The sequence below is a fragment of the Cohnella hashimotonis genome (assembly GCF_030014955.1).
In the GTDB taxonomy this organism is placed as follows: domain Bacteria; phylum Bacillota; class Bacilli; order Paenibacillales; family Paenibacillaceae; genus Cohnella; species Cohnella hashimotonis.
Window position 1 is genome coordinate 8642979 of the sequence record NZ_JAGRPV010000001.1, and the last position, 24890, is coordinate 8667868.

Annotated in this window: 14 protein-coding genes; 9 read left to right on the forward strand and 5 right to left on the reverse strand. The window is 59.3% G+C overall.

All coding sequences use genetic code 11. The annotated features are described in order from the left end of the window. Positions 1-111 precede the first annotated feature (111 nt). Positions 112-1662: a GGDEF domain-containing protein gene (locus KB449_RS34505; RefSeq protein WP_282912689.1), complete on the forward strand. Its 1551-nt coding sequence runs from the start codon at positions 112-114 to the stop codon at positions 1660-1662. A 559-nt stretch (positions 1663-2221) separates the two neighbouring features. Here KB449_RS34505 and KB449_RS34510 read toward each other — a convergent pair. Further along, positions 2222-3289: an asparaginase gene (locus KB449_RS34510; protein ID WP_282912690.1), complete on the reverse strand. Its 1068-nt coding sequence runs from the start codon at positions 3287-3289 to the stop codon at positions 2222-2224. Between the two features lie 63 nt (positions 3290-3352). Further along, positions 3353-4399 carry a glycoside hydrolase family 130 protein gene (locus KB449_RS34515; protein WP_282912691.1) on the reverse strand — a complete coding sequence of 349 codons (1047 nt, stop codon included), beginning with the start codon at positions 4397-4399 and terminating at the stop codon, positions 3353-3355. Between the two features lie 125 nt (positions 4400-4524). Between KB449_RS34515 and KB449_RS34520 the strand changes: the two genes are divergently transcribed. After that, positions 4525-5289, forward strand: a complete 765-nt coding sequence (locus KB449_RS34520; protein WP_434082539.1) for a threonine/serine exporter family protein — start codon at positions 4525-4527, stop codon at positions 5287-5289. Positions 5290-5304: 15 nt separating this feature from the next. Continuing rightward, positions 5305-5763, forward strand: a complete 459-nt coding sequence (locus KB449_RS34525; RefSeq protein ID WP_282912692.1) for a threonine/serine exporter family protein — start codon at positions 5305-5307, stop codon at positions 5761-5763. A 444-nt stretch (positions 5764-6207) separates the two neighbouring features. Here KB449_RS34525 and KB449_RS34530 read toward each other — a convergent pair whose 3' ends face one another. The 3 genes from KB449_RS34530 to KB449_RS34540 all read right to left on the reverse strand — a co-directional run bounded on the left by KB449_RS34530 (position 6208) and on the right by KB449_RS34540 (position 12086). Beyond that, positions 6208-7368 carry a winged helix DNA-binding domain-containing protein gene (locus KB449_RS34530; RefSeq protein ID WP_282912693.1) on the reverse strand — a complete coding sequence of 387 codons (1161 nt, stop codon included), beginning with the start codon at positions 7366-7368 and terminating at the stop codon, positions 6208-6210. Between the two features lie 369 nt (positions 7369-7737). Next, on the reverse strand, positions 7738-9141 hold the full coding sequence (locus KB449_RS34535; protein ID WP_434082518.1) for a transposase: 1404 nt from the start codon (positions 9139-9141) through the stop codon (positions 7738-7740). 458 nt (positions 9142-9599) lie between these two features. After that, positions 9600-12086, reverse strand: a complete 2487-nt coding sequence (locus KB449_RS34540; protein WP_282912694.1) for a PAS domain S-box protein — start codon at positions 12084-12086, stop codon at positions 9600-9602. Positions 12087-12387: 301 nt separating this feature from the next. On the opposite strand from KB449_RS34540, the gene KB449_RS34545 reads away from it, so the two are divergent. The 6 genes from KB449_RS34545 to tnpC all read left to right on the forward strand — a co-directional run bounded on the left by KB449_RS34545 (position 12388) and on the right by tnpC (position 24477). Next, positions 12388-13395 carry a LacI family DNA-binding transcriptional regulator gene (locus KB449_RS34545; RefSeq protein WP_282912695.1) on the forward strand — a complete coding sequence of 336 codons (1008 nt, stop codon included), beginning with the start codon at positions 12388-12390 and terminating at the stop codon, positions 13393-13395. Positions 13396-13414: 19 nt separating this feature from the next. Beyond that, complete coding sequence (locus KB449_RS34550; protein WP_282912696.1) at positions 13415-14386, forward strand: N-acetylglucosamine kinase; 972 nt, start codon at positions 13415-13417, stop codon at positions 14384-14386. Between the two features lie 25 nt (positions 14387-14411). Further along, entirely contained in the window at positions 14412-15710 is a 1299-nt protein-coding gene (locus KB449_RS34555) for a 6-phospho-beta-glucosidase (RefSeq protein WP_282912697.1), read from the forward strand. Positions 15711-16379: 669 nt separating this feature from the next. Beyond that, positions 16380-20639 (forward strand): glycosyl hydrolase, encoded by a 4260-nt coding sequence (locus KB449_RS34560; protein ID WP_282912698.1) that lies wholly within the window; start codon positions 16380-16382, stop codon positions 20637-20639. Between the two features lie 317 nt (positions 20640-20956). Beyond that, a complete protein-coding gene (locus KB449_RS34565; RefSeq protein WP_282912699.1) occupies positions 20957-22600 on the forward strand; it encodes a 3-keto-alpha-glucoside-1,2-lyase-like domain-containing protein in 1644 nt (547 codons plus the stop codon). Positions 22601-23019: 419 nt separating this feature from the next. Continuing rightward, entirely contained in the window at positions 23020-24477 is a 1458-nt protein-coding gene (gene tnpC / locus KB449_RS34570; RefSeq protein ID WP_282912700.1) for an IS66 family transposase, read from the forward strand. The last annotated feature ends 413 nt before the right edge of the window (positions 24478-24890 follow it).

Below are 24890 nucleotides of genomic sequence, written 5' to 3' on the forward strand. Positions count from 1 at the left end.
TTGAATTGGATTTTCTTAGCGGTATCATTTGCGCACGGAATTTGTCGAAAAATTCCATTGGGCCGGGCGATCAGGTGGTATAATAAATGCCTGAACGGAGGTGCCTCCTCCATGGCGGCTTGGTTGTTTTTATTCGGCGGCGTGCTCTCGCTTACGGGGGTCGCCTATGCATACAGCTTGCGGAAGATGCCTGGCGCGCTTCCGCTTTTCGCGCTTTTTGCGCTGACCGGGATCATCATGTTCGCTTCCGGCAGGGAGGAGCTGCTGCCCGGCCTGGCGGACAAACTGCTGTGGCGCAACGTCCAGCAGATCGGCTATCTTTTCGCCCCGCTCTCCGTACTGTGGCTCGCCTTGACCTATACGCGAGAAGGCTCGCGGCTGACCCGCCAGACCATTGCCTTGATGCTTATCATTCCAACCGCAGGCTTGATTCTCATTTTTACCGACTCGTTGCATCATCTCATGCGCGTACAGGTCTACTTGAACGAAGCAGGGATGCTCGTCGTCCAGCGGACGGTTTTGAACCAGGCGATCTACGGTTTTTCGCTGCTCGTGTCGCTCGTCGGCTTGTTCGTCCTGATTCGAAGCGTTTTTTATACGCGCGGCGTACAGCGTCGGCAGCTGCTTTATCTGATTGTCGGCATGTATCTTCCCTCGGTGCTCGCGTTTATGCGAGGAGCCGGCTTGGTCGATTTTCAGGGCTATACGACTTCGATCGGCATCACTTATTTGCCGGGCCTGCTTATTGTCGGCTGGGGCGTGCTGCGCTACCACCTGTTCGATTCGGTTCCCTTCCCGCGCAACCGTCTGTTCGATATGATGAGCGAAGGGATCGTCGTGCTCGATGCGGACGGGCGACTTCAGGATCTTAACGGCGCGGCGAGGCGGATGCTTCGGATGGAAGGCGATCTGTGGCAGGGAAGGCATGTCTCGGACACGCCGCTGCCGTCGGTGCATTGGCTCACGGCGCATCGGGACCGGATCGAGATCGTTTCGTTCGACTTTGCCTTGGGCGAAGGAGAGGACGAGCGGCAGTTCACCGCCAAGATCACGCCGATTCTTCATCGGAACCGCGTGCTGCTCGGCTCGTTGTCCGTGCTGACGGACCGGACGGAGGAGCGACGCAGGGAGGTTGAGCTGCGGCAGGCGGCCGTGACGGACGGCTTGACGGGAATTTACAACCGCAACGGCTTTATCTCGGAGCTGACGCGCGTGCTGGAGAGCGCTCGGGAGCGCGGGACGCAGCTGTCCTTGCTCGTTCTCGACATCGACAGCTTTAAGAGCGTGAACGACAGGTTCGGCCATCTGACGGGGGATCGGACGATACGCGCTTTCGTGGATTCGGTGCGGAAGACGGCAGGGGAGCTCGGATTGTTCGGCCGCATCGGCGGCGAGGAGTTCGCGCTGGCGCTGCCCGGATTACAAGCAGAGGAAGCGTTCGAATGCGCGGAGGGCATCCGTCGCGAGATCGGCCATACCGTAATTGCGGACGGACTCGGCGGCACGTTCGGCATCACGGCGAGCATCGGGGTTGCGACCCTGAGGCCCGAGGATCGGTCGTTCGAATCGCTCTACTCGCGGGCCGACGCCGGCCTGTACGAGGCGAAGCGTCTCGGACGCAATGCGACTTGCGAAGGCGGCAAGACGCCGATCCATGCATAGCATGGAATGGTGGCAATTGGCGGACAAGCAGGCGCGCTTTCGCGGACAGGCAGGCGCGCTTTCTGCGGAAAGAGGCGGAACGGATGGGGGGCGGTTCGGATATGTGCGGTTTAAAATTGTGCGGTTCGGATGTGTGCGGTTCGAAAATGTACGTTTCGAAAAGGCTGCATTTGTACATCTATTTTTCATCGGCGCGCGACTCGGGATAAAAAGCCTGCGAATATGCAGGAAAAATCTGAGCAGCAGTGGCAAAAAGGGCGGATGCATGAAAATAAATGCGTTTTTGCATCTATCCGGTCCAACAGGGCCGACATCGGCGAAAAGATGTAGATTTGCAGGCATTTCGGGGAAAAATGACGCGGGCGACGATCGGCCAACCCGTTTGCACGGCTCTCTGACCAAAGGCAGTCGGACGAAAGGTTATCGGACGAAAGGCACTCCGACAAACGGCTATCGGACGAACCATCCGCAGCATTCCGCAAGAAGCAGGTTTCGGATAGCCGTAAGATCTAAATAAAGGGACCGTCAGGAAGATTTCTCCCTGACGGTTTCTCTGCTTCTAGACCATATATTCGAAAAAAAGCGGCGTCCGCACGAATTGCTCGACCTCGCGCGCGTCCTCGTAGATGGCGCAGCCGAGAAGCAGCTTCATCAGGGCGGCTTCGGACGAAATATGCCCGAGCGCGATTCCGCCTGCCTCGGTCAGGTGAGATGAAGAGGCGTACATATCGCCTTCGGGGCTGCGCATAGGCACAAGATAGACGTCGACGCCGCGCGCGCGGCAGTAAGAGATGAACGAAACAAGCGTCCTTCCCTCCGCGCCGTCCCGCGCGTTCGCGGTTCCCGAGTGATAGGTGTCGTGGAGTACGGCTCGCGGACGGCGCGAATCGAAGTCGTAGACGCGATAGTCCAAGCCGGGATAAGGCTTGACGTAGAGTACGGGCGGCCATGCTTCGTCATTCGCCGGAGGCGCGGGCGGTGCCGGCAGCGCCGGGCGGAAGAGCTCGGCTGCGGCCGGGTTGACCGGATGCGGGTTCGGCTCGAAGCGCCCGGACCGCATTCGGCCGAACGGCGCCCCGTACGGCGCGTCGAACTGGTCGGTGAACGGCAGCGCCTGCGTGATGCGCGTGCCCAGATAGACGACCGATTCGCCCAGGTCGTTGCCGAACAGCGCGAAGACGCCAGGCAGTCCGGCTTCGGCGATGAAATCGACCGATGCCGAGAAGTTGGCGAGTCCGTTGCTCCTCGGGTCCTCCAGCGGGTAATTGGCTGCCGTCAGGACGACCGGAATCGGAGCGTCGCTGCATAAATAGGCAAGCATCGCCGCGCTAAAAGAGAGCGTGTCTGAGCCGTGCGTGACGATGACGCCGGCATAGCCGCCGCCGTATGCGGCTCGCACCGCCTTGGCCAGCATCGTCCAGTCTCCGGGCACAAGGTTCTCGCTGAGCAGATTGCAGGGCTGCGCGGTCTCAAAATCGATTTCTCGCGTACCTGCGATTTGGGCATACTGCTCCAAGAGGAAGTAGGAGCCGGCTGCGTCGACGTCGATGCCGCGCGCGCCGCGCCGGCTTCCAATGGTGCCGCCGGTGAAAAGCGCTAAAATCTTAATGGGCCTATTTGCGGACAAGTGAGCAGACATCCTTTCCGTTCGTCGTATGGCGAATTGCGATGCGAAGCTGCAGCCGCGGCTTCAGAAGCTGTCCCAAATATCCGGGAGCGGGATGTCTGCCCGGGCCATGACTTCGTCGGCCGCCCCGTAGTACATGCGGACCGTGTCGCCGGCCAGAATCGCGCCGCAGGAGAACACGACCTTACCGAAGAAGCCGTTCACCTCGTAGTCGGCTTCGGGCGCCAGAATAGGCACGCGGGAGCGAGCCAGCACGCGGGCCGGATCCTCCAGGTCCAGCAAGGCCGCGCCCATGCTGTAGCGGCTGTCGGCGTCTGCGCCGTGGTACAGCGCGAGCCAGCCGCGGTCGGTCCGGATCGGTACGGCGCCGCCGCCGATGCGACCGCCGTCCCAATGGCCGGGGCGCAGGCCCATCAAGTAGCGGTGGCCGCCCCAATGGAGCAGGTCCGGCGACTCCGCGACCCACATTTCGGGCGCGCCGATCGACTTGGGCACGGGACGGTGCAGCATATAGTATTTGCCGTTAATGCGCTCTGGAAAAAACATCGCGTCTTTATTTTCGGGCGGAAGAATCATGCCGAGCCGTTCGTAGGACGCGAAGTCGCGGGTCACGGCCAGCCCGACGCCGACGCCCCTAGAGCTGACCGCGCTGTAAGTAATGTAGTATTTATCGCCCATTTGCGTAATACGGGGGTCTTCGATACCCCAGGCCTCATCCGCTTGGGAAGGAAATAGCGCCGGCGTCTCGTCGACGACGAACCGCACGCCGTCCTTGCTGCGGGCGACGCGGAGATGCGACATCGAAGTCAGATAGGCGTAGGAGCCGTCGTACCCTTTGATCACGCGCGAATCGGCAAAGTTATAATTCGGATCGTCTGCCGCCAACCGGACGAGCTCGAGCCGGTCGCCATTCTCGTCGAGCATCGGCACCAGCACCGCGCCCGACTCCGACTGCAGCGGCATCTCGGCCACGCGCAGCAGCAGAATAACTTCGTCCCCGAGCTCGGCGACGCCGGCATTAAAAGCGCCTACGACCTGGAAATCCGGACGAGAAGGTTTGACATGACCGACGGTCACGATGGGACCGTCCGCCATACGAATGACTGCCATTTGACGCTCACCCCGTTTGCATCTTATTCTAACCCCATACTACTTTACAAGTACCCAATCTCCAAGCGGAGGGCTCGCGATCGGGCCATGCCGCGCGGAAGGTAGCGGAGGCCGAGGGATACGACTTGAATGAACCGATGAACGTACGCAGCAATGAGATCGTCGAGGTATGTCTGCTGGCGGGCAAAATTATGCTGGAGAACGGCGGGGAGACGTACCGCGTGGAGGATACGATGATACGGATCGCTTCCGCCTACGGTGCGGAGAATCCCCAGAGCTTCGTTATGCCGACGGGCATTATGTTCGCCATCGAAGGTTCGGAGGCGTCGACGCGGCTTGTCCGCATCTCGCAGCGGTCGACCAACCTGAACAAGGTGACGGAGGTAAACGACATCTCCAGGCGCATCGCGGGCGGCCAGCTGCCGCCGGTAGAGGCATGCAGGCTGCTCAAGGGGGTCGCAAGCGGGGCGCCCGTCTACCCGCTCAGGATTCAGCTGGTGCTGGCCGCGCTCGCGAGCGGATGCTTTCTCATTCTTTATGATGGAACCTGGGCAGACATGCCTGCGGCTATGCTCTGCGGCGGAACGGGCTTCTGGGTGCTTGGCCGGATGGCGCGGCTCAGCTCGATCCGGCTGTTCGGGGAGCTGATCGCGGCCCTGGTCGTCGGTCTGCTATCCTATCTGGTCGTGCATCTCGGCGTCGGCCAGCAGCATAGCACGATCATGATCGCGTCCGTCATGCCGCTCGTACCCGGGCTGCTCATCACCAACGCGGTTCGCGATCTGATGGCGGGGCATCTCGTGTCGGGCATTTCAAAGGGAGCGGAGGCGTTTTTGACGGCCTTCGCCATCGGCGGGGGCATCGGAATCGCGCTGACGTTGAATGGATAAGGGGGCGGTCGGGGCATGATCGCAGATTACTTTTCTCAAGCCATCGCAAGCTTCGTCGGCACGGCGTGCTTCGGCGTTATCTTCCAGATTCCGAAGCGAAGCCTGGTTCAGTGCGGCCTGGCAGGCATGGTCGGTTGGCTGGTGTACTACGGCTTGATCCAGGCGGACGCAGACCCGATTGCGGCTACATGGGCGTCCGCCGTGCTTATCGGCCTCATCGCTCACTATCTGGCGATCCGCTTCAAGGTGCCCGTCACCGTTTTCAGCGTATCCGGAATCATCCCTCTCGTCCCGGGCGGCATGGCCTACGACGCGATGCTGAGGGTCGTTCAGAACGACTATATGTCCGCAGTCGAGCTGGGGGCGAAGGCATTCATGCTATCCGGCGCGATCGCGGTAGGGCTCGTGTTCTCCGAGGTCGTCAATCAACTGGTGAAAAAGGTGCGGATGGGGATAGCGCGCGCAGGGGGCTGAATTTGGCAGGAAAAACCGTGCATCTGCGCACAAATCGTTGCTTGGGAGCGCAGATAGCCGGAAAAACCATGCATCTCCGCAAAATTCGCCGTCCGTGACCGAAGTTAGAAGGAAAAACCGTGCATCTGCGAACGATTCACCATCCGTGAGCCGAAGTTAGCCGGAAAAACCGTGCATCTCCGCACAAATCGTTGCTTGGGAGCGCAGATAGCCGGAAAAACCGTGCATCTCCCCGCCAAACGCCGCTGTTAAGTACGATGGCCAGCTAACTCTCCGCCTCTGTAGCCGCCGCAATAATAGCGTCAATAGAGGCCGGAGCGAGCCGCTCGCGGCTGCAACCGCAAAAATTGCGGTAACTGCACGTCCAACCGGGCCGCTCGTTGATGCAGCCCCGAATTTGCAGTTACAGCGTGTCCGAACGAGCCGCGCAACCAAAGGACGGACTCAGTCCTCGACGCTACCCGACGCAAACTGGATGTCGTGGTTACATCCCTGCGCCGCGAACGACAGCAGGCGCGCGCCTTCGTCCGCCAGCGCTTCGCGATCGTCCGCCGACAGCGTGACGAATGGCTCGACGACCAGCAGCGCATCGCTGCGTTCCCGGCGGATCTCCCATTTGCCGGCGACGATGCCGTCCAGCAGAAAGACGGGGCGGACGATACCGTTGGCGGTGAAAACACGTTTTTTGCGCGCTTCGCTTAATATGCGCGAGCGATCCGCGTAAGCGAGCAGCATCTGATCGAACTCGCCAAGATAGCGCGGCGGGCTAACGGTATTCGCATCTGGGCGGGGCGCATCGGGCAAGTCGAACAGCTCGGTCCCTTGCTCGGAGCGGAAACGGACGAGCTTGGGCCCGAGCCGCCGGACCGCTTCCTGCAGCTTCGTGAGGCCCGACCATGCTTGCATGTCCTTGACCGATGCAGGCCCGAAGGCGGACAAATATCGCATGACAAGCGCTTCGTTCGTGCAGCTCTCTTCCTGTGGCGCCAGCTCGGTCCACGCTTCGAGCGGCACATGCAGCGCCTGCCCGCTGCGGCCCCACAGACCGCGCGGCGGCGTCTGCGCGAGCGGCACGCGCGCCCGGACTGCGATCGCGAGCGCCTCGGGATCGCGGTCCGGCCAGCGCTCCGCAAGCCGCGCACCAAGCTCCGCGAAGCTCAGCGGGCGCTCGGCCGTCCATTCCCGCCCCAAGGCGGCGATCGCGTCCAGATCTAAGCCGGCCAGCCGCTTGCCGAAGGCGCCGGCCAGCCCGCGATCCTGCACGGGCTGAAGCAGCGGGCGGAGCGACAAGGCGTCCCGGGTCGAGACGAGATGCAGCGTGGCCCGCATCAGAGCGATCCGCACCGCTTCGCGTCCAAGGAGCAGGCTTTCGAGCTCTGCGGGCTCGAACCGCTCGAGCCGCGCCCACAACGCGTAATAAGGCGCCATTGGCGCCTGCGCTTGCAGGCCGCACAGCCGCTCGATCGCTTCGAGCGCGGACATGCGCTGCCGTCCCAGCAGCATCTGCCTGGCCAACAGCGCACGATTGAGCGCGCCGCGGTCCAGCGTCTCAGCCGCCGCAAAGTCTTTGCTTTTTGAATGGGATTCTGACGGTCGTTCGTTCATGCGGTTCGTTCCCCCTTGGCGAGGCGCTCGGGCCTCATCGGTAAACCAAGAATAACGCATGTTCTCTGACAGCAGTCTGTCAGTAAAGCATGCATGCGACAACGCATTTCGTTCAGCGCGGATTCCAAGCAGTCTTTGTCGGCATGTCAGAAAGTATAAATTTAGCGGCGATTTGCGGCAGGTAAGCGAGCATGCGGCGGGCCGGAGCTATTCGGTCGTTTTACGGGTCGAAATAACTGCATTCGTACAGGTATTTTCTTCGGATCAACGACGTGCGATGAAAAAGATGCAAATAAAGTCAATTTCATAATTAATTTGGTCATGGAGCCAAGCATGAGGCCAATGTTGGGGAAGTCCTTTTTTTTGAGGTTAAGCGGCTGGTTTTGCTTCGCGGATGCGCTTGTTTAATTTATCTATTGCAAGTTTGCATACATTGTATGTGAGACAACTTAAGTCCATATCTACGAATGCACGTCTTTTAAGCTTTCGCGTCGTGCCTAATTCCAGATAAAGTTTTAAATAGGCAAAGACACGCTCAACCGCGGTCCGCTGTTTAAATAATTGATGGAACTTTTCACTGCCTCGCCCAGGTGCAGTGTATCTACGAACATCCTCTTTTACTTGTTTTTTTATCACCTTTTGGCAGCCGTCGGCTTGAAACGGACAGGCTGCGCATTCTTTGGGTGCTACAAATTTAACAGTATCCCGAGTCGCATCATAGCTATCGTAGCGGTACGAATGACCTTGTTTGCACGTTGGGCGCAAGTGTTTATCTACACCATCCGGCAGTTTGGTGCGATGAACAAGCGGAATAAGCGAACATGCACCTACATCTCTAACTTGCTGGTAAACGGGCTCGCTATCGTATCCTTTGTCGCCTAACACGTACTTAGGCTGGAGTGTTGGGAACCGCTCTTTTAATCGTTTAAGCAGCACGATCGCCGGACGTTGGTCGTTTACGTGAGCCGAGCAGTTTACGCCAGTCACAATATACTGACTCTGGCAATCCACTAACAAATTGAGCTTGTAGCCGTACCAATATTTTACGCGTCCGCTTCCGCGGGGATCGCCTTTTGCTCCTACACTTGGATAGGTCGGCATGTCCGCGATGAGTTCCTCGTAGCTGCAAGACAACATCCCCGCAACTTCCTTTTCAAAGTGTGTTAACGAAGCTTCGTAAGCCTCGACTTGCGCACGCCACGCGGCCTCCTCGGCTTTGGGGACGCGCCCGCGTTTGGCACGCTTGGGTTTCTCGGGCTTGGGGGCTGGCTGCGGGACATGGCTGACGGCGTCCAGAAAAGCAGGCTCTTCGCTGTCTTCTACCTCCTTGGGGAGAATGGACGGGGCCGGTTTAGACGCGTCAATTTTGGGGTTTCGGTCAAAGGCTTCCACATGCGAAGAGTCCACCGCCATGCTTTCACCTTTCAGGAAGCCTTCTGTAATCGCTGCATCCACCGTAATATCGATGACCTCATGCAGGATACCGGACTGCTGAAGTTTGGTGAAAAGCCTGGAATAGGCGGCTTGGCTCGGTACCCGATCAGAGCCTGTAAAGTGACAGCGCAATCTGAATTCTGCACTGCTTTTCAGACGGTTGACCAGGTCCTTGATGAAGCGAATATGCTCGATTTTGCAAAGGATAAGCGAAAAGATCATCGCTCTGGTGTTCAAGCTTTCGGGCCGACCACGTCGTTTGAAGCTACTGATGGCGTACAAGATTTTCGCAATAGGAACTTCTTCCAAAATGAGGTCGTCTTTTGACGCCGGGGACATTTTTAGAAGGGTCTCAAAGGAAAAGAGCTCTTCTTGTCGAATTGGAATCGTAGGAGTACTTCCTTTCTTTCTCGTTTTGGTTGGCTAACCTTAATTTCGAGAATGTGGGGAGGTACTCCTCTTTGGTGCGCCAAAAAAGTCAGTCGTAGCAAGGGGTTTGAATTATGAAATTGACTTAATATGCAGGTAAATTCAAAGCGCAAGCCGAAAATGGGGCTAGCGAAGAAAAATAAATGCACTTTCGCATCTTTTCTGCCTGAAAGGGTCGGGATCGGCGAATATAGATGTATATTTGCAGGCATTGCGGCGAAAGAACGGCGCAGCCGACGATAGCCGGGCCTATTGAAGCGGCTGTCGGAATAGCCATTGACAGCGTTCCGCAGGAGTCAAACTTGCATATCGCAAGACTAAGAAACAACGCCAGGGCGAGCCCCCTGTTTCTTGCCGCTGCTTAAACTTTAATACGGAAGACGTATCTCGACACGGGTACCCTGACCCAGTGCGCTCATATAACGGATGGTCCCTCTGTGTCCCGCCAATATCTGCTGGCTGACCATAAGGCCGAGACCGTGCCCCGAGACTTTGTTGGAATAAAACGGTTCGCCGAGATGCTTCAGCTCCTCTTCGGAAATGCCGAAGCCCTCGTCCTCGATGACGATCAAGATGCTGTCGCTCACCGATTCATCCGAACGCTGTATCGCTTCTGCCTCAGCAGGCGTATATGCCGAGGCTTTCGGCTCACGAGCCGCAGCAGCCTCGGCCTCGGCATACGCTTTGCTGCCGCTCGCAGCCTCACTCTCGGCCACGACTTCGCTCCTGCCGGCTGTCTCGCTCTTGCCGGATTCGCTGCCGCCGACCGTCGCGCCATCGCCGACCGTCGCGCTGCCGCCGGCCTCCCCGTGCAGCTCCGCCCAGATGCCGATGCGCATCGTGCCGCCGTCCGGCATCGCCTCCATGCCGTTTTTGAGCACGTTCAAGAACACCTGCTTCAGCTGGTTAGGCTCGCCGTTCAACGACGGCAGCTCGTCGGCTTCGTGCAGCTCGAATTGCACGTTGTTCATAATCGCCTGCGCCTCGAGCAGCGCTACCGTCTCCTTCATGATGGAGCGGATGTCGACGAGCTGGAAGCGGATTGCCTGCGGCTTGGACAGGACGAGGAACTCTCCGACGATAAAGTTGATCCGGTCGAGCTCGGACAGCATCGTGTCGAGATGGGACGGCGTGATGAAACCCGACTTCTGCTGGAGCTGCACGAATCCCCGGAGCGTCGTCAACGGATTGCGAATCTCGTGCGCGACGCCCGCGGCGAGCTGACCGACCATCGACAGCTTCTCGGTGCGTCTCAGCATCTCCTCGGTTGCCTTCCGCTCGGTAATGTTCCGAGAGATCGAGGCGATGCCGATGACCTCGCCATCCTCGTCGCGTACAGGGGACACCGTGATGCTGACGTCGATTTGCGAGCCGTCTTTGCGGTAGCGGACCGTCTCGCAGTCGGCTACCGAGCCGCCCTTGACGACCTTCCTCAGGATGCGGGAATAGTCTTCCTGGAGCTCTTCCGGCACCTCGGGCAGACGTCGGCCCAACGCTTCGGCGGCGCTCCAGCCGTACATTTTTTCGAACGCGGCGTTTACCTGCATCAGATTCCCGGCGGGATCCGCGACATGGATCGCGTCCGAGCTGTGATGCACGAACGACTCGAGATACTGCTTGGTGCTGCGCAGCTCGGCCGCCGTATCTCTCAGCCGGTTCGTATAGGTGCTGAGATTGCTCGCCATCGTGTTGACGCGTTCCGACAGCTTGCCGAGCTCGTCGTTGCTGGCGACGGGCAGCGGCTCGTCAAAGCTTCCTTCGGCGACCGCGTTGACCTTGCGGAGGATCTGCCGAACGGGGCGGATCATGAGGCCCGACAGCCAATAGCTGGTCAAGACCGTGACCGCCAGCAGCGCGAGGCCGATGACGCAGCTCAGCAGCAGCTGCCGGTGCAGATCGCCGCTGATCGCCGAGCGGTCGAAGCTTACGGTGACGATATAGTCCCGGTCGCCGTGGATCGGGATATAGCTCTTGAGCAGCCGTTTGCCGCCGGAGCGGCTGTTCGCCGTTACGGTTTCTCCCGAGGTGATGGCGGTATTCACGTGTTCGACGTCGGCATCGTCCTTGTAGGCGTAGGTGCCGAACACGATGTCCCGGACGTCCAGATTGTAGACGGGCTTGCCTTTTTTAATCTTGATGATCGGCGCTTTTCCGAAGAAGGCGGGATCGATGCCGGTAATCTCGACGAGATCGGAATTGTCGTTCAGCAGCTGCTTGATCAATTTTTCGGTACCGACCGAATCCTTGAAGTCCACGAGTACGTCCCCCCGGCTGAAGGGATTGATCATATAATTCGTCGTGCCGTCGTAATAGTCGCCCCACTTCAGGATCAGATCGGGATCAGAGGTGGCAAAATTAAAGGGACCCGACCAGAAGTTCGGCATCGCCCGGCCAAAGCCGACGTTGACGGGCTTGCGCGCGAACAGCTGCTGGAAAGCCCTGTACCAGTAATCCATCGTATTCGAACCGAGATTGATCTCGCTGGGCTTGGAGGACTTCTTGACGACGATGTCGTTCGGCGTCTTTACCCACAGCGAGATGCCTTCCAGCTGCAGCTCTGCGGTCAATTTGACGAGCTGTTCGTTGGTCACGTTGTCGATGTCGGGATCCAGCGAGCTGCGTATCGCGATCGAGGCGGCGAGCAGCTTTTCTTCTTGCGCTTTCTCCAGACGTTCGAGCTCGTCTTCGTAAGATTTGATGGACTCTCCGATCTGCTTCGAGATAATCTCCATGCGATCGATCGCCGCATTCTGCATCCCCGCCTTGGACCAGAAGTACGTAATCGACAGGTTCAGCATGAGGATCGCCGCGACGAGCAGAGACAGGAAAAGCGTCAGCTTAAGCTTTATAGACAAGGCAGAAGGCCTCCTAATGTATGGGGACTGGACGTAGATGTCTGAAACGGTGAAGTTGCTCGGCAGCCGGCTTTTATAAATTCTGTGCGTCACGCGCATAATCCTGCCATGCGGCGTCAGCCTAAATCATGCAAAGCGATCAGCGATCAAGTTAAAGCGTTTAAACTTTTGGGGTTGATCAAATCCTATAGAGTGGGTTAAAATAAGTTAACGAAAGTTAAAGCGTTTAAACTTTAAGGGTGTATCTTAGTCTGGAACCTACGGCACACATCTCTCATGAGGAAAAAAGGAGCGCGAAAGCGTGAAAATCAGCATCTTCGACGTCGCCAAAAAGTCGGGACTGTCCGTGGTCACCGTTTCCCGGGTCATTAACAACGCGCCGTCCGTGAGAGAGAAAAACAGGGAAAAGGTGCTCCAGGCGATGAAGGAGCTCGGCTATCACCCGAGCGCCGCAGCGCGCAGCCTGGCCAGGGGGCGCACGGGCGTCATCGGCCTCACGCTGGCGACGCTGCAGGACTCGTTTTTCGACGCGGTCGTCAAGGAGATCGGCGACCGGCTGGCCGAGCACGGATACTTTCTCGCGCTGTCGGTCGAGACGGGGGCCGGCGGAGGCGCGGGCAGGATGCTCTTCGAGGAAGACCGCGTGGACGGCGTCATCGTGCTGTCCCCGATGCAGGAGGACAGCTACGAGCTGGAGCTGCTGCAGAAGCGGATTCCCTATATTCTGTTGGACAATCAGCAGCCTTCGCCCTCGGCGCCATCCGTGGTCGTGAACAATTATAAAGGCGGCTACGAGGCTGCGCGGCATCTGATCGGCCTCGGACATCGCAAGATCGCGCATATCGCCGGGCCGCGGGCGTTTTTAAGCAGCCAGGACCGGGAGCGCGGGTTCCTGCAGGCGCTTGCCGAGGCCGGACTTGCGCCCTGGGGCGTCGAACCCGGCGAGTTCAATATCGCGGCAGGCTATCGGATCGCGGAGGCATGGATCGCGGCAGGGCGCCTGCCGGAAGCGGTATTCGCGGCGGACGACCACATCGCGCTCGGCGTCGTAGACGCCTGCAAGAATGCGGGGCTTCGCGTGCCGCGGGATCTGTCGGTCGTCGGCTTCGACGACCAGGTGCTCGCTTCGGCGCTCAAGCCCGGGCTGACGACGGTTCGCCAGCCCGCGGACAAGATCGCGCGCAGAGGGGTTGAGCTGCTGCTTGCGGCGATCGAGGGGCAGCAGCGGCGCCATGTCACGGTGCAGATCGATCCGGAGCTGATCGTCAGGGATTCGACGGCGCAAGCCATCAAGGTAGTGAACGAATAGCCAAAAGGGAGAGACGAGGATGAAATATTATTTGGGCGTCGACGGCGGCGGTTCCAAGACCTACGCGCTCGTCGCTGACGACCGGGGACGGGTCGTCGGGAAGGGCAAGAGCGGCAACGGCAATCATCAGATCGACCGGGAAGTCGCGCGGCGCAGCATCAGGGAGGCGACGGAGATGGCGCTTGCCGATGCGGGCGTCTCGCGGGAGCAAGTGGCGTCCGCCTGCTTCGGCTTGGCCGGCGCCGACCGCGAAGCGGACTTCCGGATCTTGCGTCCGATGATCGCGGAGCTCGGCTTCGCGAAGCACGAGATTCATTGCGACACCATCATCGCCATGCGCGCTGGTACGAGCCGCCCTTACGGCGTCGTGCTCATCTGCGGCAGCGGCACCAACGGCGCGGGCCTGAATCCCGCCGGAGAGAGCCTCCAGGTCGGCGGGTTCACCTATATGACGGGAGATTTCGGCGGAGGGATGGCGCTGGCTGTCGAGGCTTTCCGCACGGTCATACGCGCTTGGGACGGACGCGAGGAGGCGACCGCTCTTACGCCGCTCGTGCTGGCGGAGACGGGTTACGCTACCGTCGAAGAGATGTTTCACGATTATCTGGACCGCGATCTGCAGCCGCCGTTGAGCCTTGCCAAGCTGCTCTTCGAGGCCGCCGAGGGCGGAGACGCTGCCGCGCAAGCGATTCTGCGCAAGCAGGGCGAAGAGTCGGGGCTGCAGGCGAGTGCCCTCATCCGCAGGCTCGGCATGTCGGACGAGACGTTCGACGTCGTCATGGCCGGCAGCATCCTGACGCGGGGCAAGGGAGATTGGGTGCATGCCGGAATCCGCAAAGCGGTGGCGGCTGCGGCGCCGAAGGCTTCGGTGGTGAAGCTGGCGGTCGAGCCGGTCGTGGGCGCGCTGTGGCTGGCGTTCGAAGCCGACGGCCCGCTGCCGGAGACGGCGCGCGAGACGCTCAAGGACGCGGCGGAATTCGAAGCGATCTGATCCATATACCAGGAGGATGATAAGCATGGCGCAAGGACTCAAGGTGGCCGTCATCGGCGGAGGTTCCTCGTATACGCCGGAGATTGTGGAAGGCTTCATCGACCGGTACGACAGGCTCCCGGTCCGGGAGCTGTGGCTCGTCGACATCGAGGCGGGACGGCACAAGCTCGAGATCGTCGGCGCGCTCGCGAAGCGCATGGTGGAGAAATCGGGCCTGCCGATCAGCGTTCATCTGACGCTGAACCGGCGAGAGGCGATCGAAGGCGCGGACTTCATCTCCACGCAGATGCGCGTCGGCTTGCTCGAAGCCCGCAAGTGGGACGAGCACATCCCGAATCTGCACGGCGTCATCGGTCAGGAGACGACCGGTCCCGGCGGCATGATGAAGGCGCTGCGTACGATTCCTGCGCTGCTCGACATCTGCCGGGACATCGAGGAGCTGGCGCCAAACGCTTGGCTGCTGAATTTCACCAATCCGGCAGGTATGGTCACGGAGGCGATCCGCCGCTATTCCAAGGTGCGCAGCATCGGTCTGTGCAACGCGCCGATCGGCCTCACGAAATGGCTCAGCAAGAAGTACGATACGACGCCGTCGCGCATTTATACGGAGTTTGTCGGGCTCAATCATCTGCACTGGGTGACGCGCATCGAGATCGAGGGCGTAGACCGGCTGTCCGAGCTGCTCGACAAGCGTCAGGAATACAGCGGCAAAAACGTGCCCGCTTCCGAGTGGGACCCGGACTTCCTCCGCTCGCTGGGCGGCTTTCCTTCGTACTACCTCAAATATTTTTACATGACGGACGTCATGCTCGAGGAGCAGCTTGAATCGCTGAAGAACGGCGGCACGCGCGCCGAGGTCGTGAAGAAGGTCGAGGACGAGCTGTTCGAGCTGTACAAGGATCCGAATCTGCAGGAGAAGCCCAAGCAGCTGGAGCAACGCGGGGGCGCCTATTATTCGGAAGCGGCGGTGAACCTGATGGAGTCTCTCTACGGCGACAAACGCGATATCCAGACGTTAAACGTGCCGAACGGCAATACGCTCGATTTTCTCCCGCCGGACGCCTGTATCGAGGTGAACTGCGTCGTGACGGGCCAGGGACCGCTGGCGCTGCCGGTGACGCAGGTGCCCGAGCAAGCCAAGGGACTTATTCATGCCGTCAAAACGTACGAACGTCTGACGATCCGCGCGGCCGTGGAGGGCGACCGGGACGTGGCGCTGCAGGCGATGGCTGCGCATCCGCTCGTGCCGTCCGTTCGCGTGGCGAAGCAGCTGCTGGACGAGATGCTGGAGAAGAATCGGCCGTATCTTCCTGCGTTTTTCTAAAATTTGTAGCGTATGCCTCTCGTCGCGGCCAAGCCTGCGGCGGGAGGTTTTTTTTCGTGCGGTTGCGAGACTTTCGGCGGCCACTCGGGGACAGATAAACAAGCTTTCGGCGCGCCGGAGCTTTTCGTGGCTTGCGGGACCCATAACTGCATTTATACATGTATTTTCTGCCGACTAACGGTACCTGATAAAATACCTGCAAATGTGCAGGCAAATTCAGAGCATGAGCCAGAAATGCCACTGATGAAGGAAAATAACTGCGCTTTTGCATCTATCCAGTTTAAAGGGGCCGACATCGGCGGAAATAGATGTATATTTGCAGGCGCTTGGGCGATAGAACGACTCGAGCAGCGTTAGGCCAACCCATTGGAACGGCTCCCGGAAGAGCCGTGGACCTATCAAGATGACCTCTATCTTTGCCTGAATAAACCTAACTTTTCCTCTACGCCAAAGCAAAGTTAGTAAACCTAACGATAATAACAAATGCATATTAGCTAGATAATAAAACCGATTCAGTTATATAAAAAACGATTAAGAACCTGTTTCAAGTAAAGTAAGCGCTTTATAATGTGAGGCATATTCTGGTTGCGCAAGCTGGAAAAGGATGTTCTCCGCTGTTAGCGCTAACCGAATTCGAGAATTAGCTCATCTTGTTGGAGGAGGTTTCTGATGAAAGCTTCTAAGAAAACATTGGCGGGCGCATTGTCGACCGCGCTGGCGGCTACAGCGGTGTTGACCGGCGTCGCTGCGCCGGTAACGGCATGGGCAGCCGAGCCGTCCGCGACCGTCCATTCGTACGCCGTGCCGGAATCATCGGCCGGGGTGCATTACTCCGACACGCTGCAGCACTGGGCGAAGGACAGTATTGCGAAGTGGGTTGCGAGCGGCGTGCTGAGCGGATATCCCGACCAGTCGTTTCATCCGAACGATCGGATCACGCGCGCAGAATTCGTGACGATCCTGAATCGCGTATTCGGCTTTTATGCCGAATCGAACGAATCATTCTCCGATGTCAGGGAGTCGAGCTGGTACGCGGATGCCCTGTCGGTCGCGCGCGAAGCCGGCTATTACGAGGGCTTCCCGGGGAACCGGGCTCAGGCGGGAGACGCGATCAGTCGCCAGGATGCCGTGACGCTGCTGGCGCGCGTGTTTTCGCTAGCCGCTTCCGGAAGCGCTTCAACGACGGAGAGCTTTAGCGACGGCGCGCAGATACAAGCTTATGCGCGGACGGCTGTAGACGCGCTGTCCGGCATTCTGCAAGGTTATCAGGACGGTAGCTTCCGTCCGAATGACAGTATTACGCGCGCAGAGGTCGTGACGCTGATCGATAAGCTCGTCGGGGGCTACTACGCTTCCGCGGGCGCCGCCGAAGGCGGAGAGATCGCGGGCAACGTCGTCGTCAATCACGACGGCGCGACGCTTAAGGGCGCGGTCGTAAACGGCAATCTGTACCTGACTGCCGGCATCGGCGACGGCGAAGTGAAGCTCGACGGCGTCACGGTCAAAGGCAAAACCTTCATCTCGGGCGGCGGCTCGAACACCGTCATCCTAAACGATACGACATTGGGAGAGGTCGTGGTCGACCGCAAGGAAGGCGAGGTCCGCGTACAAGCGACGGGCAAGACCAAGATCGAGCAAATCTCCGTGACGCGCAAATCGAAGCTGGAGCTGGGGCAGGACGCTCGGATCGAAGCCGCGACTTTTAACGGTCCGGTCGGACTTGAGCTGGCATCGGGCGCATCGATTAACCGCCTGCAGGTGAACGCGGGCGCCGGCGGCACGACAATAGCCGGAGGAGGCACCATTGGAACAGCCGTTATCGACACGACGGGCGTTACGGTAGGCGGGAAGGCGGTCGGAACCGGTACTTTCGGCATCGCGAACGGCGCAGCTGCGCCTGCGTCGGGCTCGACGCCTGCGAATCCGGTCGTTACGACGCCCGTGAACCCTGGGGTCACGGTAAACCTTGTCGATTCGGACGCCTCCGCCGCAACCAAATCCCTGTTCGTTTATCTGAACGAGATTCGCGGTACCGGTATTTTATTCGGCCAGCAGAACGCGACAACGGAGGGCTTGTCCATCGGCAAGCGGGACGGCACGGAATCCGACGCGTACAACGCTGTCGGGGAATACCCCGCGCTGTTCGGATGGGACACGCTGACGCTGGAAGGGAAAGAAAAGCCGGGCGTCTCCGGCGACTTCGCGCAGAGCCGCGACAATCTGATCGACGTGATGCGCAAGGCTTATAACGTTGGCGGCGTGCTGACGCTCAGCTCGCATCTGCCGAACTTCGTGACGGGCGGAGACTTTTACGACCTGAAGGGCAACGTGGTCTCGCACATTCTTCCGGGCGGAGACAAGCACGCCGCGTACAACGCGTTTCTCGACAACATCGCGGACTTCGCGAACCATTTGAAGGACGACAACGGCAATCCGATCCCGGTTATCTACCGTCCGTTCCACGAGCAGAGCGGCAGCTGGTTCTGGTGGGGCGCGGCGTTCACGACGAAGGACGAATACCGCGAGATCTACCGCTATACCGTCGAATACCTGCGGGATATCAAGGGCGTGAGCAACTTCCTGTACGCCTACTCGCCGGGAGGCGGCTTCGGCACGAGCGAGGAGCGGTACATGGAGACGTATCCGGGCGACGACTACGTCGACATTCTCGGGTTCGACAGCTATTACAACGGGGAAGGCCAGAGCTGGTTCGAGGGCGTCACGACGGAAGCCGCGCTCGTCTCCCGCGTAGCGGACAGCCATCGTAAGGTCGCCGCGCTCACCGAGTTCGGTTATCAGCAGATGAAGGCCAGCGGCAACGCGACGCCCGATTTTTACACGAAGCTCTCCGCAGCGCTGCAGTCCGATCCGGACGCCAGGAAGATGGCGTACATGCTCACGTGGGCGAACTTCGGACCGACCGCCTACGTGCCGTACCCGACTGGCGAGGGACAGCCTGCGCATCAGATGCTGCCCGACTTCGTCAAGTATTTCGAGGAATCCTACACGCTTTTCAACAAAGAGGTGTCTCACGCTTACGACCGCAGCGTGGCGACGGAGCGCGAGCAGCCGTTCATGCACGTCGCTTCGCCGACGGATCAGAGCACGATCAAGACGACTACGACGCAGATCCGCGCGCGTATTCTGAACGAGACCCCGGCCCGCGTCGTCTATACGACGGACGCAGATGGCGCCGAGCACGCGCTGGGGCTCGATCCGGCGACCGGCTTCTACACGGCCGACTGGTCTCCGGCGGCAAGCCTGAACGGCAAATCGGCGACCGTCACCGTCAAGGCGTACGACGCGGAAGGCAAGGTGCTGCAGGAACAGGCGAACACGGTATTCGTCAAAATTCCCGAGGTGCTGATCGGCACATATACGTTCGACGATGGCATCGAAGGCGTCCAGAGCAACGGCGGTTGGCAGGCTGACATCGAGAGCCTCTCGCATGTGAGCCTGGATGGCGACGGCAAGCTGAAGCTGAGCGTCATAGGCACGACGGCCGCGGACAACTGGCAGGAGCTCAAGCTGGAGCTGAAAAACGCCAAAGCCATAGCGGGCGCGGACACGCTCTCCGGCGTGAAACGCATCAAATACGAGGCGTGGGTGCCGGTCGCGGCGGGCGCCAAGAGCGGCGCGGCTACGCTGCGGAGCGTCGTCCAGCTGCCGCCGGATTGGGACGACAAGTACGGCATGGATACGACGCAGGTGTCCTTCGACAATATGGAGAAGGTCGAGATCGACGGGGAGCCGTACGTCCACTATGCGGCCGCGATCGATCTGACGGATGATGACGCGCTCGCCGCGGCGGACGATCTGGCGCTGTCGCTCGTCGGCAGCGGATTGGACAACGGCGGCGGCGCCGCATACCCGGTCTATATCGACAACATCCGCCTGTACAGCACGTACCAGGATGCGGCCGCAGATCCGACATCGGTCGACGACTTCGAGGGCTATCTCGGCAGCAATGAAGCGCTCGGCGCGAAGTTCGTCCATGCGGGCGGCGACGATACGGCTTCGGCCCTCGACGCAGGCAACAAGCACGGAGGCAGCTACGGGCTGAAGTATACCTACACGCTGGCGGGCAGCGGCTACGCGGGCATCACCAAGGCGCTGGGCGGCGTGGACTGGTCCGTCTACAACGCGCTGCAGTTCTGGTACAAGCCGGACGGCAAAGGCCAGAAGCTTGTCATGCAGATCAACGCGGACGGCAAGACCTACGAATACTATCCGGATACGGCGACGGAAGAAGCAAAGCTCGTGATCGCTCCGTTTAGCGAATTCAAGCCGGCTAACGGCGCGACGGGCACGCTCACGAAGCTGAACCTGTCCAAGGTGAACGCCTTCTCCATCTACACGAACGCGAAGCCGGACGGAACCAGGCTGACGTCTTCTATGTACTTCGACGACATCCGCGCGGTCAGCGACGACGCGGCGGGTACGGTGCCTAACGGCAGCGCGGGCGGCGGGCTGCCGACGGGCACGCTGTACGGCTTCGACGGCGATGCGCAGGGCTGGGCGCTGAACGACAGCCAGAACACGCTGGGCGCAGCCAACGTGAGGCAGACGTCTGACGGCGAACTGAAGGTGCTGGCGACGGATTTCGACGCGACCGGCACGGGGAGTCCTCCGCAGTTCGAGCTTGGCGCGGTCTCGGACAAGGACCTGAGCAACGGTTCCGCGATCAAGCTTAAGGTGCGGCTTGCCGCGGGTACGGCCAAGGCCAAGCTGTTCATCAAGCACGGCGGCGCATGGACCTGGGCGAACGCCGAAGAAACGACGCTGAACGCGGAATACCAGACGTTGACGCTGAACCTGAATGCCGGCGGCATCGACAAGACGGCGATCAAAACGATCGGCCTGCAAGTCTACTCGCCGGACGGCACGGGGAAGATGACGTTGTACGTGGACGAAGTCGTGCTGGAATAGCATAATTTCCTTTCAAAGACGGCGCCTCCGAACCGCTAAGCGGGAGGCGCCGTTTTAATGCGTCCGGCAAGCGCACAACCGTAACTTTGTTCCCCAAAAGCCGCACGATTGTAGGTTTTCGGGATGAAGCCATTATTTTACCATTCATTAATGAAAGCACTTACATGCATGGAGCCCTAGGACAGAAGCCGGATTTCGTAGCTCCTGAACCGGGGGACGGATTCGGCGGGGCGGCCGAGAGAAGGGAGGATGGCACGGGCGAGGCGGCAAGAAGAAGTCACTTGGATTCATCTCACTTTCATGAGGAGGGAACGACATTGATTAAAAAGTGGTTTGCTTCTTTGGCAGGTTTTCTGTGCCTGGCGATTGTCGCGACCGCAATACCCGCATTCGCGGCCAACGGTCCGATCGTGTGGGGCACGTCCGCGACAGTCACGAACATCAACACCTTCACGGACGCCGGCACGGACGCGCGCGGCCTGCATCCGGGCACGTTCGGCTCCGAATATCCCCGCATGGTCAAACTGGCGGACGGCTCGTGGCTGGCTGTCGCCGCCATTTACGACAACAACGGGTACACCAAAGTATCCTGGGGCGGCACCCGGCTGCAGGTGTTCCGCAGCACGGACAATTGCCGGACCTGGACGCTCGCCGCCACCCTGTGGGAGGACGGTCGCGACCTGGACAACGGCCAGCTGCTCCAGTTGCCGAACGGCGACATCCTGCTCGCGATGCGCTCGGTCCGCTGGCAGGAATCCTACCAGCTTCGCGTTTACAAGAGCACCAACGGCGGCACGGGCTGGAGCTATCTGAGCACGATCGATCAAAATAACGGCGCGCCGGGCGCGCTGGGCAATCCGGACAAGGGCGTATACGAGCCCCATATGCAGTTGCTGGCCAACGGCTCGGTCGCCGTCATGTACGCCAACGAGAAGCACGTTACGGAGAGTCCGTCCTACAGCCAGATTATCTCCGAAAAAATCTCCACGAACGGCGGGGCTTCGTGGGGCAGCGAGATCTACGTGGCTTGGGACCCTTCAAACGCCGGGGCGCGACCGGGCATGCCCGTGTGGACGAAGATGACAAACGGGCAGTACATCGTTACCTATGAGGTGTGCGGTACGCAAAGCTGCCGGATTTTCACCAAGAAGAGCGCGGACGGAACGACATGGGCGAGCGGCATCGGTACGATGGTATCTACGAACCAGCAGGGCGGACCTTACCTGCTGTCGCTTGCCGACGGCCGGCTCGTGCTCACCTCCAACTCCAACGTCGTCTCGCTGAGCAACGATTTCGGCAATACCTGGTACAACAACGACGTCCCAGCCTTCGGCAATACGCTGTGGGGCGCGCTCTACCAGACGGGGACGAACGAGATCGCGATGATCGACTCCGTCGACCGCAGCGCGGGCGGGCATAACATCCAGGTCCGGTTCGGCACGCTGACCGGCTCTTACGCCAACGACTTTGCGGCAAACGACAACGGCTGGGTGAAATACGGCGGCACCTGGAACGTTAGTGGCGGTACGTATAACGTGAGTTCCGCCAACGCCGACAAATCGCTGCTGACGCCATATCCGTCGAAGGCAAGCTACACGCTCGAGGGCGATATCAAGCTTAACAACGCCGGCCAGGCCAGTTTCGTCTTCAACGTAACCAATCCGGGCACCGGCCCTGACGCTCAGTCGGGCTATGCGGCGGGCATCAACTCGGACGGCGTCGTTTTCCTCGGCCGCTTCAACAACAACTGGACGGCGCTGCAGACGCTCAATACGGCCATTGCGGTCAACACTTGGTATCACATGAAAGTGACCGTGAACGCCGGCACGATCCGCGTCTACGTCGGCGACATGGCGACGCCGAAGCTGACCGTGACGGACACGACCTTTACTGCTGGTACGATCGGCGTGCGCGGCGGCTTCAACAACAGCGTCAGCTTCGACAATATCAACTTGTACTGAGTCGCGGGCTGGCACGGACGCTGCAAGGGAAAAAGCGCGGCTGCAGGAGCGGGCTGCTGCTGCAAACAAAGAGAAAAGACCGTCGGGGAGCCAGTCGGCTCTTCGGCGGTCTTTTCTCAGCAGATCAGAAGCGTAAACGGGGAGACCGTTCGCGGACCATGAAGCGCGCTATCCTCTTTCCGGCGTTTTCGAAAGGTTGGGGGGATAAGACCTGCATTTATACATGTATTTTCTGCCGGCCAACGACAGTTGATGAAATACCTGCAAATACGCAGGTAAATGCAAAGGCGCAAGCCGGAAATCGGGCTCATGAAGGAAAATAACTGCGTTTTTGGTTACTACTTAGGTCCACCCTTTTAGCTTTCTGGATATAGGTGTAAAAGATGATACCTATACATATTCAGAAAGGGGTGAATCCGGTGGTAGATAAGAAGCTCATCAAGCAGATCAGCCATAGTGATCCTGAGACCATCGAGGCTTTTATTACGTCGCTGGTCGATCAGTTTACCGCTACAATCGCGCAGTATACCGCTAAAATCGAGAAGCTTGAAAACCGAATCAAAGACCTCGAACGTCAGCTTGGCCAAAACTCCCGCAATAGCAGCAAACCGCCTTCAAGTGACGGTTTCCGCAAGCCGACCAACTCGCGGCAGCCCGGCGGAAAAAAGGGAGCGCCAAAGGGCCATGACGGACATACGTTGCTCTTCGCTGAAGTGCCGGATCACGTCGTTCATCAAACCATATCCGTCTGCGGCGCTTGTCAGGCGTCGCTCGAAGCCGTGCCGTCTTTGGACTACGAGAGACGTCAGGTTTTTGACCTGCCTGCACCACGCGTTGTGGTCACCGAGTATCGCGCAGAGAAAAAGTGTTGTCCGCATTGTCGGCGTACGCAGCGCGCCCTCTTTCCTGAGGGCGTGAATGCTGCCACACAATACGGCGACGGATTCGCAGCCTGGACCGCGTATTTGAGCGCGTTTCAAATGATTCCGCTTGCGCGTATTGGGCAACTCTTTGCCGATTTGACCCGTTACCGTCCGAGCGATGCGACGCTCTTGTCGTACCTAAAAGTCATGCATCACCGCCTAGCACCGGCTGAGCAATGCGTGCGCGAGGCGCTGCTGAAAAGCGACTATCTGCATTGCGACGAAACGGGCTTTGGTGTCCAAGATCACGAGCACTGGCTACATACCGCCTCCACTGCCGATTACACGCTATTTACCGTTCATCCCAGCCGCGGAAGTGTGGGCATGAAAGCAGGAGAAATCTTGTCTACTTACACGGGAACGGTGATGCATGACAGCTACGGCGCTTACTTTAAAGATGAATTCTCCTTCTCCCACTCGCTCTGCTGCGCCCATCTGCTTCGTGAATGCCAGGGGATAAGCGAGCATGACAAGCATACCTGGTCGACGCGGATGAAAACGTTGCTGCAGGAAAGCTGGAAGACAGCTTCGGACCACCGAAAACGAGGTGAGCCTTTGAGACAGGAACACATCCAGCAGATGCAGCAACAGTACGACGAAATTCTAAAACAAGGTGAACTTGAATGGTCCAAAGATCCTGTTCGCCCCAAAACCGGCCCGAGAGGCCGAAAAACGAAAAGCAAAGCGGCGAATTTGGGACAGCGGTTCCTGAGTTACAAGGACGCCATTCTCCGCTTTCTTTATGATGCCAAGGCGCCCTTTGACAACAACCAGGCCGAACGCGATATTCGTATGGTGAAAGTCAAAGACAAAGTTTCAGGCTGCTTTCGTACAGAGCAAGGTGCAAAAGTTTTCGCGCGCGTGCGCGCCTTCATTTCCACACTTCTCAAGCAACAACTCCCCATACTCCCCTCCCTTTCGGCGGCACTCCGCGGCACGTTTACTTTCGGTTGACCTAAGTAGTAACCGTTTTTGCAGTTATTCTATCCAAAAGGGGCGACATCGGCCCAAAAAGATGTATATTTGCAGGCATTGCGGCGGAAGAACGAAGCGGGCGACGATGCGCGGACTACCGGAGAGGCGGTTAGAGAGGCAGGCAGAGAGACGGGCGAACAGGCTATCGAAGAGGCAGCGGAGAGGCGGTCGAAAAGGCTGTCGGAGAGGCAGTTGGTGAGGCGTGCGAAAAGGCTGTCGGAGAGGCTGTCGGACGAGCCATCGATAGGCGTTCCGAGCGCCTCCGGCTTCGGATATCCGCCAAACTTTAAAGAACCGTCCGGGCGAGCTTCGATCCGCCCCGGCGGTTTTTTCTCGTGGGCTACGACCTAAGCCTCGCCGCCCGCGGGTCTCGACCGCTCGACCGTAAGCCT

What these genes read in the sequence shown, in the direction of transcription:
- KB449_RS34505 (WP_282912689.1), top strand. Translation starts at nt 112, where the DNA reads ATGGCGGCTTGGTTGTTTTTATTCGGCGGCGTGCTCTCGCTTACGGGG.
- KB449_RS34515 (WP_282912691.1), bottom strand. Translation starts at nt 4,399, where the DNA reads ATGGCAGTCATTCGTATGGCGGACGGTCCCATCGTGACCGTCGGTCAT.
- KB449_RS34525 (WP_282912692.1), top strand. Translation starts at nt 5,305, where the DNA reads ATGATCGCAGATTACTTTTCTCAAGCCATCGCAAGCTTCGTCGGCACG.
- KB449_RS34530 (WP_282912693.1), bottom strand. Translation starts at nt 7,368, where the DNA reads ATGAACGAACGACCGTCAGAATCCCATTCAAAAAGCAAAGACTTTGCG.
- KB449_RS34535 (WP_434082518.1), bottom strand. Translation starts at nt 9,141, where the DNA reads ATGTCCCCGGCGTCAAAAGACGACCTCATTTTGGAAGAAGTTCCTATT.
- KB449_RS34550 (WP_282912696.1), top strand. Translation starts at nt 13,415, where the DNA reads ATGAAATATTATTTGGGCGTCGACGGCGGCGGTTCCAAGACCTACGCG.
- KB449_RS34555 (WP_282912697.1), top strand. Translation starts at nt 14,412, where the DNA reads ATGGCGCAAGGACTCAAGGTGGCCGTCATCGGCGGAGGTTCCTCGTAT.
- KB449_RS34560 (WP_282912698.1), top strand. Translation starts at nt 16,380, where the DNA reads ATGAAAGCTTCTAAGAAAACATTGGCGGGCGCATTGTCGACCGCGCTG.